This window comes from Anaerohalosphaeraceae bacterium (assembly GCA_035378985.1).
Classification (GTDB): Bacteria; Planctomycetota; Phycisphaerae; order Sedimentisphaerales; family Anaerohalosphaeraceae; genus JAHDQI01.
Genome location: DAOSUR010000015.1, coordinates 20,141 through 33,505 on the forward strand (window position 1 = coordinate 20,141; position 13,365 = coordinate 33,505).

At 52.3% G+C, this 13,365-nt stretch carries 14 protein-coding genes; 6 read left to right on the plus strand and 8 right to left on the minus strand.

Annotated features, from left to right (window positions below):
* Positions 1-307 precede the first annotated feature (307 nt).
* From ndk to PKY88_10660, 4 genes are all read right to left on the minus strand, one after another.
* Positions 308-769 carry a nucleoside-diphosphate kinase gene (gene ndk / locus PKY88_10645; GenBank protein HOQ05657.1) on the minus strand — a complete coding sequence of 154 codons (462 nt, stop codon included), beginning with the start codon at positions 767-769 and terminating at the stop codon, positions 308-310.
* 17 nt (positions 770-786) lie between these two features.
* Positions 787-1,569, minus strand: a complete 783-nt coding sequence (locus tag PKY88_10650) for an OmpA family protein (protein ID HOQ05658.1) — start codon at positions 1,567-1,569, stop codon at positions 787-789.
* Positions 1,570-1,697: 128 nt separating this feature from the next.
* Positions 1,698-2,756, minus strand: coding sequence for a hypothetical protein (locus tag PKY88_10655; GenBank protein HOQ05659.1), 1,059 nt, complete (start codon positions 2,754-2,756; stop codon positions 1,698-1,700).
* Between the two features lie 15 nt (positions 2,757-2,771).
* Positions 2,772-3,209: a hypothetical protein gene (locus PKY88_10660; GenBank protein ID HOQ05660.1), complete on the minus strand. Its 438-nt coding sequence runs from the start codon at positions 3,207-3,209 to the stop codon at positions 2,772-2,774.
* Between the two features lie 443 nt (positions 3,210-3,652).
* Here PKY88_10660 and PKY88_10665 point away from each other — a divergent pair, with 443 nt between their 5' ends.
* From PKY88_10665 to PKY88_10675, 3 genes are all read left to right on the plus strand, one after another.
* The gene (locus PKY88_10665) at positions 3,653-3,910 is read left to right on the plus strand and encodes a hypothetical protein (protein HOQ05661.1); all 258 of its coding nucleotides are present in this window, start codon (positions 3,653-3,655) and stop codon (positions 3,908-3,910) included.
* Positions 3,880-4,158: a hypothetical protein gene (locus PKY88_10670; GenBank protein ID HOQ05662.1), complete on the plus strand. Its 279-nt coding sequence runs from the start codon at positions 3,880-3,882 to the stop codon at positions 4,156-4,158. The genes PKY88_10665 and PKY88_10670 overlap by 31 nt, the downstream gene beginning before the upstream one ends.
* 88 nt (positions 4,159-4,246) lie before the next feature.
* Entirely contained in the window at positions 4,247-4,882 is a 636-nt protein-coding gene (locus PKY88_10675) for a hypothetical protein (protein HOQ05663.1), read from the plus strand.
* Between the two features lie 60 nt (positions 4,883-4,942).
* Here the strand turns inward: PKY88_10675 and metK are convergent, their stop codons facing one another.
* The 3 genes from metK to topA all read right to left on the minus strand — a co-directional run bounded on the left by metK (position 4,943) and on the right by topA (position 8,994).
* Positions 4,943-6,148, minus strand: a complete 1,206-nt coding sequence (gene metK / locus PKY88_10680; protein ID HOQ05664.1) for a methionine adenosyltransferase — start codon at positions 6,146-6,148, stop codon at positions 4,943-4,945.
* Positions 6,149-6,258: 110 nt separating this feature from the next.
* The gene (locus PKY88_10685) at positions 6,259-6,579 is read right to left on the minus strand and encodes a co-chaperone GroES (protein ID HOQ05665.1); all 321 of its coding nucleotides are present in this window, start codon (positions 6,577-6,579) and stop codon (positions 6,259-6,261) included.
* Between the two features lie 54 nt (positions 6,580-6,633).
* Entirely contained in the window at positions 6,634-8,994 is a 2,361-nt protein-coding gene (gene topA, locus PKY88_10690) for a type I DNA topoisomerase (protein HOQ05666.1), read from the minus strand.
* Between the two features lie 369 nt (positions 8,995-9,363).
* On the opposite strand from topA, the gene PKY88_10695 reads away from it, so the two are divergent.
* Genes PKY88_10695 through PKY88_10705 form a run of 3 tightly spaced genes read left to right on the plus strand, consistent with a single transcriptional unit; the run spans position 9,364 to position 11,814 of the window.
* Positions 9,364-10,005 (plus strand): hypothetical protein, encoded by a 642-nt coding sequence (locus PKY88_10695; GenBank protein ID HOQ05667.1) that lies wholly within the window; start codon positions 9,364-9,366, stop codon positions 10,003-10,005.
* 8 nt (positions 10,006-10,013) lie between these two features.
* A complete protein-coding gene (locus PKY88_10700) occupies positions 10,014-11,039 on the plus strand; it encodes a class I SAM-dependent methyltransferase (GenBank protein HOQ05668.1) in 1,026 nt (341 codons plus the stop codon).
* Positions 11,032-11,814, plus strand: a complete 783-nt coding sequence (locus tag PKY88_10705) for a glycosyltransferase family 2 protein (protein ID HOQ05669.1) — start codon at positions 11,032-11,034, stop codon at positions 11,812-11,814. Before PKY88_10700 ends, PKY88_10705 begins: the two co-directional genes overlap by 8 nt.
* Here PKY88_10705 and PKY88_10710 read toward each other — a convergent pair.
* Complete coding sequence (locus PKY88_10710; protein ID HOQ05670.1) at positions 11,750-13,363, minus strand: glycosyltransferase family 39 protein; 1,614 nt, start codon at positions 13,361-13,363, stop codon at positions 11,750-11,752. The genes PKY88_10705 and PKY88_10710 overlap by 65 nt on opposite strands.
* Positions 13,364-13,365 lie beyond the last annotated feature (2 nt).

Sequence of the window (13,365 nt, forward strand, 5' to 3'; positions counted from 1 at the left end):
TAGTAGGAGATAGATTTTGTTCTGAAATCTGATTTTTGTCAGAATGACTGTTTTAAGAAACAAAATTGCCGCAGGTACCTTTGAAAAGAAGCTGTTTTTTCCCGTTAAAAAACGGGAAAATAATAAACCCCCGCCTTCTTATGAAACGATAATGACTTTTTTCAAGATGATAAAGGTCGACAAAATATGATAAACAAAAAGCTAAATTATAATTTTCCTCATTTTGACACATTATCGGAAACTTGGCAAGAGGTAGTTTAATTTTTTCCGTATTCTGTCAAAATGGAGGGTTTTACAGAGGAAGCGATTAGTCATTTCTTCCATAGAGATAGGGTTCATCGGCGAGCGGATAATCGAAGATTTCTTCAGGTTTGAAGTAAAGGTTGATTTCATATTCTGCCGAGGCGGGGCTGTCGGAGCCGTGGATAAGATTAAACCCCCGGCTGCAGCCGAAATCTCCACGGATAGTTCCCGGTTCGGCCTCGTAGCCAAAGGTAGCCCCCATCAATTTTCGGGCCATCTGAATTACCCCTTCGGCCTGCCAGACCATAATCAGCACGGGCGAGGACGAGAGGTATTTGACCACACCCTCGAAAAAAGGTTTGCCTTCGTGAACTGCGTAATGTTTCCTTGCCAGCGATTCGGGAATCTTCATAAACTTGGCCGCAACGAGCTTAAGGCCCTTTTCCTCAAATCGCCGAATAATTTGCCCGATTTTATGCCGATGGACGGCGTCGGGCTTGAGGATGATCAGAGTCCTTTCCGGCATATCCGTCAGCTCTGCGGCTACCGAGTGCTCGGGACAATGTAAATCTCCACCCGACGATTGGCCGCATTGCCGCCTTTGTTGGGTTTATTGGGTTCAACAGGACGATATTCGCCGTACCCCTTTACGGCCATTCTTTCCGGTGAAATACCGGCGGCGGTTAAAGCATTTAAAACAGAAATGGCACGATGAACTGACAGATGCCAGTTGGTCGGGTGAGCTTGCAAGGTGCTGGGTTTCTTAATCGGAACATCATCCGTGTGGCCTACAATGACCATATCGAAGGCATTGGCTTCCGGGGATTTCATAATAGCGGCCAGCTGTTTGAGGGAGTCCATGGCGGAGGCGGCGACTTGATCGCTGCCGAGGTCAAAGAGCAGGTCGCTCTTGAATTTGAGCATGCCGGTGCTTTCATCAAAAGTAATCATATCGCTGGTTTTGGCGAATTCCTGCAGCCGCATATTGAGTTCCGGCGGCAGAGGGGCACCGCTTTGGAGCAACTGGGCCTGCATCTGAGCAATCAGGGCTTTCTTCTTTTCCAGATCGGCCTCGAGGGCGGAGATGAGTGCGTTTTTGGCCTGGAGGTCGGCACTGCCTTGTCCGGCCAGTGTTTCTTTTTCTTTCTGGCATTGTTCAAGGTTGATGCTGCACTGAGTTAATTCATTTTCCAGACTGGAGATACGTTCCTGCTGGAGACGATTTTGCGCTCGCAGCTCATCCATTCCCTGCTGACAGCATCCGGAAAGAGCGATCATTGCTGTAAATCCCAAAACAACGAAGAAAATCGTTTTACCGGTGTTCATTTTCAGTCCCTTTCTTGCTCCATAAAACTCCCTATTTTCTATCCAAATCAAATTAAATTAACTTTTGATTTGAATATCGACGCAATCATGCCTTCATTTTTTTATCGGTTTGAAGGGGAGAAACCAATTTATTTTTTCTTTTTTTTCTCTGGTTTTGGGGCTTTTTCTTTTTTGGGTTTTTGATAAGCACCTGCCGGCTTGGGCTGTTTTTCAGAGAGGAGGGAATTGAAAACAGCCAGCAAAAGCAGCATCAAAACAAAAAGACCGCCTGCAATCCACCAGGTCATAGAAATTCCCATCAATTGGGAACCGGCCAGGAGATTGAGCAGACCGGGCCGGATTTGGCGAAGTCCTGCACCGAGTGCAATGGCGGCGATAATCAGGGAAGCGAAGGGCACCAGCATCGCCAGGCCGTAAGCGGCCGTTGCCGGGTCGACGGGAGCCAATGCCACCAGTTGTGCGGCTGGCCCTGCTTCAACCGGTGCAGCTTCAAGCCCAGTCGGCTCAGCAGCAGAGACTGCCTGCGGTGCTTTGGGTTCTTCCGGCATTTCCTCGAGAGGGGCCTCTTCAGCCAGTTTCAGCGGTTCTTCAGCCGCCGGTACTTCGGCGGCCCCTTCCGCGGCGGCGGGCAGGATGTCATCCAGCACCGCCCCTAATGAGGTGTCATCCGCCTGCAGGGACAGGTCCAAAAGGCCGGAGCCGCTGCCGACGCTTTCAAGGTTGGCATCGGCATCCAGACTTTCGATTTCTTCCAGCTCACCGGCACGGGTTTCCCCTTTGGTATCGGCGGCCAGTTTGTAGCCCTCATCGCTTTCATCCAAAACATTAATGCCCATCGAGGTCGCCCGCGTGTCTTCGGAGCTGAGGTTTTCCTCGCCGGCCATGCTCAAGCCGAACCCGCCCTCGCTTTCCTTTTTCGGGGCTTCGGGGGTTTCCTCTTCGTCGGGCAGAAGCTTGATTTCAGCGGTTTCCTCCAGCTTCAGGTCAAAGTCCGTTCCGGCGGCAGTCAGGTCCAGCAGACCCTGCTGGTCGGCGGCCAGTGCATCGACCTGTGTTTGGTCAAAGAGAGGCTGGCCCTTATCGAGATATTGGCGGAGTGTACCTTCTTTGACGAGGGCTTTGACCTGCTCTTCGCTCTTGCCGAGCTTTTCCATGACTTCCTGAAGGGTGTAATATTTGCCTGCCATAATTGATTTCCTGTCTTATTGAATAAGTTCCGTTTGGGATTGATTTTTCTTTTCAGTTTCGGGCGGGGTGGGCTGAATCGCTTCGAGCATCTGCTTTTGATGAATATTTTCGAGAACGCTTCGAATCTGCTGCGGGGTCGGGTCGGCGCTGTTCCATTCGGTCAGAAGCCGGTCATATTCCCAGGAGCGGGCGGCCATCAGCCGAATCTGCTTGAAACCGGTCTGCCGGTCGAAAAATTCATACACCCAGATGGTGCGGTTTCGTGTATCGATGAGAGCAATGCCCTGATTATCCCGGCTGATTTGAACAGGTACGGCCAGAATTGTGGAGGCGGTCGGGGCTTCGCCGGCACGAACGGAAAGGGGCTCAAGAGGAGTGCGGAACAGGAGTGCCGCCGCGGCTATCCCCACAGCGATGCCGGCGATAAAACGAAATCGATTCAATGCACCCATTTCCGGTTTTACCTAACCTCCGCAAAAACACTGCTTTATCCATCGATTATACCTGACTTTTGTCGGGGTTCAACTGGTTTTTAACTCATTTGACGCTGAAATTATGAAAACAAAGCTGCAATTTTGAACAAATTCGAAATACGAAGTTCGAAATTCGAAGAAAACTGTCGAAATCAAAAGGGAAAGCAGTCTTGTAAGAATTAAAAAGCATTTCGGGGTGCTTGCTGAGCACAGGAGGGGAAGAAATTTTGAGATTTTTCGCAATTTCCCTTTTTTTCTATCAATCGCAGAGGAGCCGGGTGCGACTTTCTTAGGGAAAGGTATCAAAGAGAAAAGAAGATATAGGATATATTTAATCCCGTAAGTGTCCTTTTTGTAGACAAGGTTGGGTGTCCTTGATAAGATGGGCAATATAGATAAAAAAGAAGGAAGGGAGAAAGCAGATGGAGAACCGCCGGGCAGGATGGGGGATGATTCTTGGACTGAGGGTGTTGACCGCACTGGGGTGGGGAGCGATTGACGGCAAGGAGCTGACCATTGGGGACTGGCAGCAGCAAGGCGGGCCGCCTTTCTTTTATGCGAAACTGGATGCGGCGGGATATTCCGACTGGATTTGGTACGGACGGTCCCCCGTTCACGATTATACTTTCCATGAGGTGCTTTCCGGGGAATGGGCAGCGGCGGCGGGGATATGCTGTTGATGAGCGGCGTTCCTGTGAGACTTGAAGACAGGCGGTTTGCTTTCGAGGCAATCGAACATCCTGAGGTGTCAATTGAAGACCAGATTAGCCAACTCCAGGAAGCGATCACATTTTTGGAGCGCATTTGGCAGGAAGACCCGGAGGTACAGCAGGACATTGATGCCGAGGTCTGGAAAAACTTTATGAATATGGTCTGTCAGAGTTTTCTTGAATGGCAGGCCGACGGTGTCCGGAGAGAACAAGAATAAATGCATTGCGTCAGAAATCTGTAAAGAGGCAAGAGAAGAACATAAGGCAATTTGGTCTTTATGGGTTCATGTCAGAAAGGAGACCGTGATGAGACGAATGATTCTGAGTTTTCTGATTGGGTGTAGTTTTTCTGTGGGGCAGGCAGGATATGAAAACGGCGGACTGATTCCCGCCGGAGTTTATGAAGGATATGTAGAATGCCGAAGCGGTTTGCTTGTGGTGGATGGGGGAGGGGCCGATATAATTGAAATGCGGTATTCCTCTAAATTGGAAGTGTGGTCAACAACTCCTTTTGTTGCAGGATATGGAGGTATATGGGACATACGAATGTTTCACAATAGCCATTTGGACTATTTAAGTGGTGAAACAGAAGAACTTTTATTAGATAAAAATGCGACTGCCCATCTTTATGGTGGACAAATTGATTACATCTCGAGCTACCAGACTGTGCCGGATGTCTTTGTGGGGTATAATGAGCAGGGTGAACCAATCTTTGATAAGTTCAGGCACATTGAAATGTTTGTTAAGAGCTATCTGTATAACCCCGCGACTACGACATTGACCGGCACGTGGGCGGACGATTCAACCTTTGCCATAAAACTGCTCAATCAAGCCGGATACGATCCGGTTATCGACAATATCAAATTCATCCTCGTCCCTGAACCGTCCGCTGTCTGCCTGCTGGCTTTAGGCGGGTTGTTTGTGAACCGAAGGGATATGTAAAAAGAAAAAAAGCCCGGCGGAAAGGCCGGGCTTTTAAGTTTTTCCGACAGGTTTCAGCTCTCAGAGTCCGGCGGCTTTGCGGAGTTTGGCGGCCATATCGGTTTTTTCCCAGGTGAAATTGGAGTGATTTCGCCCAAAATGACCGTTTCGTGCCGTTTCCGTGTAAATAGGACGCCGCAGTTTTAAGTGCTGAATCATTCCTTTGGGGGTTAGCGGGAAGAAGTCCCGGACAAGTGCTTCCAGACGGTTTTCGTCGATTTTTGCCGTGCCTTCGGTGTTCACCAGGACGCTGATGGGCTCGGCAACGCCGATGGCATAGGACAGCTGGATTTCGCAGGTGTCGGCCAGGCCGGCGGCGACGATGTTTTTGGCGATATAGCGGGCCATATAGCTGGCGGAGCGGTCCACTTTCGAAGGGTCTTTTCCGCTGAAGGCCCCGCCGCCGTGGCTGCCTCGTCCGCCGTAAGTGTCCACGATGATTTTGCGCCCCGTCAGCCCGCAGTCGCCCTTGGGCCCGCCGATTTCAAAGCGTCCGGTCGGGTTGATGTGAAAGATGGTGTTTTTGTCCACGAGTTTTTTGGGCAGAACGGGCAGGATGACTTTTTCAATCAGCTCCCTGCGGGCCCGCTCGGACATCCGCTCGGTCTTTCGGTCCACAACGGAGGCATCATGCTGGGTGCTGCACACCACGGCGTGAATGCGGCGGGGTTTTCCGTTTTCGCCGTACTCGACGGTAACCTGGCTTTTGCCGTCAGGCCGCAGCCATTTGATTTTGCCGGTTTGACGCATTTGGGTCAGACGATGGGTGATTTCGTGTGCCAGGTATATCGGCAGAGGCATATAGGCCGGGGTTTCCGTGCAGGCGTAGCCGAACATCAGCCCCTGGTCGCCGGCGCCGCCGGTATCCACCCCCATTGCGATATCGGGGCTCTGCTGCTTGAGAGAGACCAAAACCGCGCAGTTTTCGGCATCAAAGCCGATATTCGGGTCGGTGTAGCCGATGCTGCGGATGGTATCGCGGGCCACCTGGGGGATATCGACGACGGCTTTGGAGGTGATTTCGCCGGCGATGACGACCATGCCGGTAGAGACGAGCGTTTCACAGGCCACGCGGCTGTTGGGGTCCTGGGCGAGCATCGCATCCAGGACGGCATCGGAAATCTGGTCGGCCACCTTGTCCGGATGGCCCATCGTGACGGATTCGCTGGTGAAATAATAGCGACGAGCCGAGGAACAGCCGCCTGCGGATGGATTGGTTCTGGCCATTGAATATCTCCTGTGTTGTATAGTTTATTTCCACAAGTTTGTTAAAAAAGAGACTTTAGCGGTGTTCGGCCGTTTCGTCAACAAAAAACAGACCGGCAGCTCCCACCGGGCTACTGTTTTCGGAAGACGGCCACAATGTTCTCTACATCGACGACGAAGAGCCGGTTGTCGCCTTCGAAATCAACCGGAATGGCCCCTTTGGGGTTGAACAGGACTTTGTCGTACTGTTTGAGGGGGATTTCGGAGGACATTTCGACCTCGGCGGAAACGGACACAATCCGGCCGGTGATGGTGGGAATTTCAATATTGTCAGGCAGCTGGATGCCGCCTTTGGTCTGCTTTTTGTCTTCGTCTTTTCGAATCAGGACCCGTTTGCCGATGGGCTCAATCGTCTCAAAAGAATCAATTTTGATGGGATCAATTTCGCTCATACCTCTATCCTGTCTGATGCTTTCGGACGGTATATTATACGAAAAAACGTTCGTCTATGACTTCTTTTTTTTCGCAGAAGCGGTTTTCCGCTCCAGGATTTCATCGACCTGGGCCGGGTCTGTCGGCGGCCATTGGCCTTTTTCCTGCAGGTCTTTGAGTTTGTCCAGCAGTTTGATGCTCACAATGGTTCGGCACCGCGGAAAACGGCTGCATCCCATAAACGGACCGCGTTTGCTTTGGCGAACGACGAACAGACCGTCTTTGCACTTGTGGCAGCGGATTCCTGTGGGGGTCGGCGGGGGCGCCGGCGGCAGGGGATTGCCTTCCTTGTCGGCCTTGAGGATGGTTTTGCATTCCGGATAGCCGGAACAGCCGAAAAAGGGGCCGAAACGTCCGGTTTTTTTCACCAGAGGCTTGCCGCATTCCGGGCATTTGTGCTCCGTGGGCTGATCCTGGAGCATTCGGCCGTCTTTGTCGCAGGGGGTGCCGAATTTGCACTCCGGGTAGCGTGAGCAGCTGAGGAAGCGGCCGTTTTTGCCGAACCGATACTCGAGCGGGGCCTTGCATTCCGGGCAGGTGTATTCGCTGGGCTGCGTTTCAGCCTTGGCATGTTTCATCTTCTGGGCGGCCTCTTCGAGTGATTTTTTGAAAGGCTCGTAGAACTCTTGCAGGACCTGGACCCAGTTGAGGTGCTGTTCCTCGATTTTGTCCAGCTGCTCCTCCATATGGCGGGTAAAGGCGATGTCCATAATCTGGGGGAAATACTCGAGCAGTTTGTCAGTAACAATTTCGCCGATATGGGTGGCGTAGAAGACGCGGTTGACCTTTTCGACGTATTTTCGCTCCTGAATGGTGGAAATAATCGTCGCATAGGTGCTGGGCCGTCCAATGCCTTCCTTTTCGAGAGTCTTAATCAGCGATGCCTCTGTATATCGAGCGGGCGGCTTCGTAAAGTGCTGAACGGGTTTGAGGTCCACGACCTTGAGAATCTGGCCTTCGTGCAGACTCGGCAGGGTCGGTTCTTCTGCGGAGGTCGGCCAGATTCGCGTAAAGCCGTCAAAGGCCAGCGTACGGCCGGATGCCGTGAAGATACAGGGCCCCTCCGGCGTCTGGGCCTCGATTTCGATGCGGGTGGTATCCCACTGGGCTTCTTTCATCTGACAGGCGACAAACCGGCGCCAGATAAGGTCATAAAGTTTGTATTGTTCATCCGTCAGGAAGGGAGCCAGTTCGTCGGGGGTCAGGTCAGGGTCGGTCGGGCGGATGGCTTCGTGGGCCTGCTGGGCCTCTTTGCGGGCGGTGAAGATGTTGGGGGTTTCGGGCAGATACTCCGGGCCGATTTGGGACTGAATGTAATGGCGGACTTCCTGAACGGCCTCTTCGGACAAGTGCGTACTGTCGGTTCGCATATAGGTAATCAGTCCCAGAGCGCCCATCGAGCCCAGATCGATGCCCTCATAAAGCTGCTGGGCGATGGTCATCGTCCGCTGCGCCCCGAAGCCGAGGCGATTGGCGGCGGCCTGCTGAAGCGTTGAGGTGATAAACGGAGCGCCCGGGCGGGACTGGACGCGTTTGGTTTCGATACGGCGGACAATGAAACGCGCGTCCTTGAGCTTCTCATAAACAGCCTGAGCCTGCGCCTGATTGGAGGCCTCAAACTTTTGGCCGTTGACGGATGTCAAATCGGCCCGGAAGGCACCGTGTTTGGCCAGCCACTGGTCCTGTTCGGTCAGCGTGCGTCCTTTTTCCGGGTCTTTGGCGCTGTTGAGAAAGGTTTGCCATTCTTCAGCGGTAATGTCGGCCTTCTCGGAGGCAAAGACGGCCGGAATGAGCCAGTATTCCTGCGGGACAAACGCACGAATCTGCCGCTCCCGCTCGACAACCAGCCGCACGGCGACGGACTGGACACGTCCGGCACTCAGTCCGCGAGCGACTTTTTTCCACAGCAGGGGGCTGATTTGATAGCCGACGATGCGGTCCAGGACCCGCCGGGCCTGCTGGGCAAGAACACGGTCCATATCAATCTTGCCCGGATTGGCGAAGGCCCGTTCAATGTCTTTTTTGGTGATGGCGTTAAAGACGACCCGGTATGTATCTTCATCATTCAGGTTGAGGACCTCTTTGAGGTGCCAGGCAATCGCCTCGCCTTCCCGGTCCATATCGGTTGCCAGGTAGAACTTCTCGCATTTTTTGGCCTTGGCACGGAGGGCGGCGACCACCTTGCGTTTGCCCGGATTGATTTCATAAGTCGGTTCAAAATTGTGTTCGATGTCAATATTCAGGCCTTTGGAGGGCAGGTCGCGGACATGGCCCATGGAGGCCTCTACTTCAAAATCCGGGCCGAGATATTTGTTGATGGTTTTGGCCTTGGCGGGTGACTCGACGATAACCAATGCTTTGGCTTTTTTTGTCATTATATTCTCAGTCGCTTAAAAGCGTTTTATCCTGTCTGTCTGGAATTATCGGTTTTCGCTGTCCCTATTCTGAAGGCAAGGCGATAAATAAACGGGGCTCAGGAGGGATGTCAAGAGAAAAGAAAGGGAATATTCTGAATTAAACAGGTCTATTATATTCTGGTATTGCCTTCTGTGTTGATGGACGGCCTCTGAAAAGCCGGCTTTTTCAAGCAATGCACTTTCAATGCACTTTGTACAAAGGAGCCCAGATTTCATGGCCTCCAAGCCGAAAAATAAAGAATGGAATAGCGAATAGATTGTGCTTTACACAAGAGGTCATGACTGTTATAGATAAGATGCGAATGGATTTCAGAAAAGGGATGAAGTATGAGGAAAAAGGTTGGGTTTTATTCGACGCTATGGGTCTGGATTCTTTCGAGTTTGGTGGTCGGCTGGCCGCGTCCGTCGGCGGTTCCGGAAAAAGGACGCTGGACCCTCGATATTACCTATGAACATCCCATCCTGATTCAGGTACCTTCTCCTCAGGCCGGGCAGCCCAAACGCTTCTGGTATATGATTTTTTCCGTGACAAACCTGTCTTCGGAAGAAGAAGTCCCGTTTTATCCGAAATTTGAGCTGGTAACGGACACGTTCCAGATTTTGTCGGCCGGACAGGGGGAGACATTCGGCCTTTTTGAAGTTGTCCGTGCACGGCATCGGGGGCAATATCCGTTTCTTGAATCGCTCGATTTTGAGGACCATCGCATCCGAAAAGGGCAGGACAATCGGCGGGATTTTGTCGTTTTTTGGCCGGATTTTGATGAGAAAGCCAAGGAGGTTCGGTTTTACCTGGCCGGGCTGAGCAATGAAACAATTGCTATAGAACATCCGACTTTAAGAGAACAAGACCGTCCTGTGCCGGTTTATCTGCGAAAGACCCTTCAGCTGAACTATTCCATCGGAGCGGATCCCCAGCTTCGCGGGCAGGCCTCCCTGCGTTTTGAGGGGCAGGACTGGGTGATGCGGTAGGCAAACGAGTGCGGGCCGGCTTGCCGATGATGGAAGGGGAAATCACGAAAGAGTCGTGTATTTACTGCGGGCAAGATCAAAGCCGCTATTGCTATTCGGCCGAAAGTCTTTATGGGGAGGTTTTTTCCATCTGCCGGTGCCTGAGATGTGATGCCTATTTTCTTTCTCCGTGTCCTGATGACCGTCAGCTCAAGCGTCATTATGATGAGGCGTATTACGGTTCCCGGCCGAACAAGTTTTCTCCCGCCGTAGAGAAGGTTCTGGATTTTTTTCGACAGAGTCGGGCACGTGCAGTGAGCCGTTTTGTTCGGCCGCCGGCGCGGATTTTGGATGTCGGCTGCGGAAACGGACGGTTTCTTGGTTATTTGATTGAGCGGGGGTACGAAGGATACGGAGTGGAGCTGCCGGGTCCGGCGACTCAGCGGGCGGGGGAGGTACCCGGAATCCATCTCAAAATCGGATCTCTGGAGGAAGGGGATTTTCCCAAAGGTTTTTTTGATGCGGTTTGCCTCTGGCATGTCTTTGAGCATTTGCCCCAGCCGAGAAAGACACTTCAGACCATCAATTCTGTTCTCAAACCCGGGGGTTTTTTGTTTTTGTCGATGCCGAATATCCATAGCTGGCAGGCGCGGCTTTTCAAGGGCCGCTGGCTTCATCTGGACCCGCCGCGGCATCTGGTTTTCTTCTCGCCGGAGGGACTGGTGCGGGTGTTCAGTGAGCAGGGATTCCAATTGTGCCGAAAGACGACCTTTTCTCTGGAACAGAACGTTTTCGGAATTCAGCAGAGCATTCTGAACTGCATCTGCCGCAAACGGGAGCTTTTGTTTGAATTTTTAAAAGGCAACCGCTCCTATACGGCTGGATATCCGAAGGGACTGCTGCGGCTTCAGCAGATTTTTGCCTTGCTGACAAGTCCGTTGTTTGTGTTGGCGGCGGCTTTGGAGTCGCTTTTCGGTGTCGGGGGGACGATGGAGTTGGTTTTTCGCAAGACGGACAGATCGATTGTTGCAGGAGACAGAACCGCCGATGTTTAAGGGGCAGAAAGTCGTGGTGGTTATGCCGGCCTACAATGCGGAGGCCACCCTGCGAAGAACGCATCAGGAAGTGATGGAGCAGGGGATTGTGGACCTGGTGATTGTGGTGGATGACGCCAGTTCAGACCGCACGGCGGAGGCGGCTCGTCAGCTGCCGTGTACGCTGGTTCATGTTCATCCCCGCAATCAGGGCTATGGGGCCAATCAGAAGACCTGCTATCGGCTGGCGCTGGAGCAGGGAGCGGATATAGTGATTATGGTGCATCCGGATTATCAATATACACCGCAGCTGATTCCGGCGATGGCGTCGATGATTGCCAACGGCCTGTATCCGTGTGTGCTGGGTTCGCGGATTCTGGGCGGATATGCCCTCAAGGGCGGGATGCCGCTGTGGCGGTATGCAGCCAACCGGTTTTTGACCTTTGCGGAAAATCTGCTGATGGGGGCTAAACTGTCGGAGTATCATACCGGCTATCGGGCCTTTTCGAGGACGCTGCTGGAGCGGCTGCCGCTGGAGGCCAATTCGGATGATTTTGTTTTTGATAATCAGATGCTCGCGCAGATTCTCTGGCTGGGATATCCGATTGGGGAGGTATCCTGCCCCACAAGGTACTTCGCGGAGGCGTCGTCCATTAACTTTCGCCGCAGCTGCGTGTACGGCCTGGGATGTCTGAAGACGGCCCTGCTGTACCGGCTGGCCAAATGGGGGCTTATCCGTTCGAGATTGTTTTCGGTGCGTTCTCCGTCCGAGAGGGAGATGAAGAAGCGCGTTTGAAAATCAGCATATAGGTTTTCTGTGAGAAGGGGTCTCCGACTTTTTCACAGAAGAAGAAACCGAGTTCTTCTAAATAATCCTGCAGTTGCTGAAGGGTCTGTTCATCGGGATTCCAATGGACGTCCGGGCAATCATGGACGGGGAAAAAGAGATATTCGTATGACTGCAGAGTATCAAGATTGTTCAAGGTTGAGAGATAAGCCGCCCTCGGAGCTGCGATAGCCTCGAGCGGCACCCGAAGCGGCGCGACCGTTGCCAGAATCAGCCGCTCAAAGGAGTTGTTGAAGACCAGCAGTCCGAAAGAATTCTGAGAGCAGGAATGAACGGCCTTCGTAAAATTCTGTGTGCAGTGGGGGCCGTCGTGAGTTCTCGGGGCGGCGAACGAGCGATAAAGATTTGCCCCCAATACCAGGAACAAAAAGGCAGCGGCGGGCGGGGAATATTTTCGGGGCAGAGAGACAACTCCCAATGCGAGAATCAGCAAAACGACGGGAATCGTAAAGAATTGAAAATGGGGACTGTTCAGTGTTTTCATTTGGAAGATGCGGTCTGCCAGATAATACGCCGCCAGGTAGATGCCGAATGCCAAAAGAAAGGCTTTGCCGGCTTTGTTTTTCTGCAGCTGAAGCACTCCGGCCAGTCCGATTCCGGAGACAATGCCGAGAATCAGAAATTTGTAAAAGGCGTATGTTCCGGGAAGAAATTCGGAAAAGTTCGAGGTGAAAAGATATTCGAGCAACTGACGAAAACTGCTTGTGCCGTAGAAATAATAGTTTCCGGTGCGTACGACTTTTAACTGGTGGAAAAACGACGGAAGCCAGGGCAGATAAAGGAGGAAAACCAAGCCGCCGGCTGCAGCGGCGGCCAGCCAATTTATTTTTTCTTTCGGATTAGACAGCACGAGAAAGGCCAGGTCAAAGACAAAAACAAAGATGAACAGGTAGATTGAATAAAGCCCAATGACCGCCGTGAAGACAAAAGCAAGGTATAACAGCAAACTTCGCTGTTTCTGACTGCTTTCGGGGACTTCCAGAATCAGTCGGGAAGAAAGAAGGGATAAAAACATTACCAGCGGATACGGCCGGATCAGGAGAGCAAACTGAATGCTATAGGGACTGACCGCCAGAAGAGCGGCTGCCAGAAGTCCGCAGGCGGGACTCCTGAGTTTCTTTCCTATCGAAAAGAACAATCCAATCGACAAAACTGAGAAAACGACGGAAAATATTCGAAGAAGGAGAACATCATTTCCAGCATATTTGATGAGGGAATGAAGCAGCAGATAATACAACGGCGGGTGCATCCCGGTTTGCTCCATAGACTTCAGCACATCCCGGACGCCGCGGTCGGGGGAGTATTCCATCAGGGATTGGAGCTGCCCGACGGGTGTGGGGGAGTGGGGGATGCGGCTGGGATAATCGAGGGCTTTGCCGGCGGCCTGGAGCAGACTGACGCTTTCATCACCGCTGAGCGGCAGATTCCAACAATATAAAATTCGCAGGACGAAGCCGATGAGCAGGATAGCCGCCAGGAGCCAGCCGGTTTTGGACATCG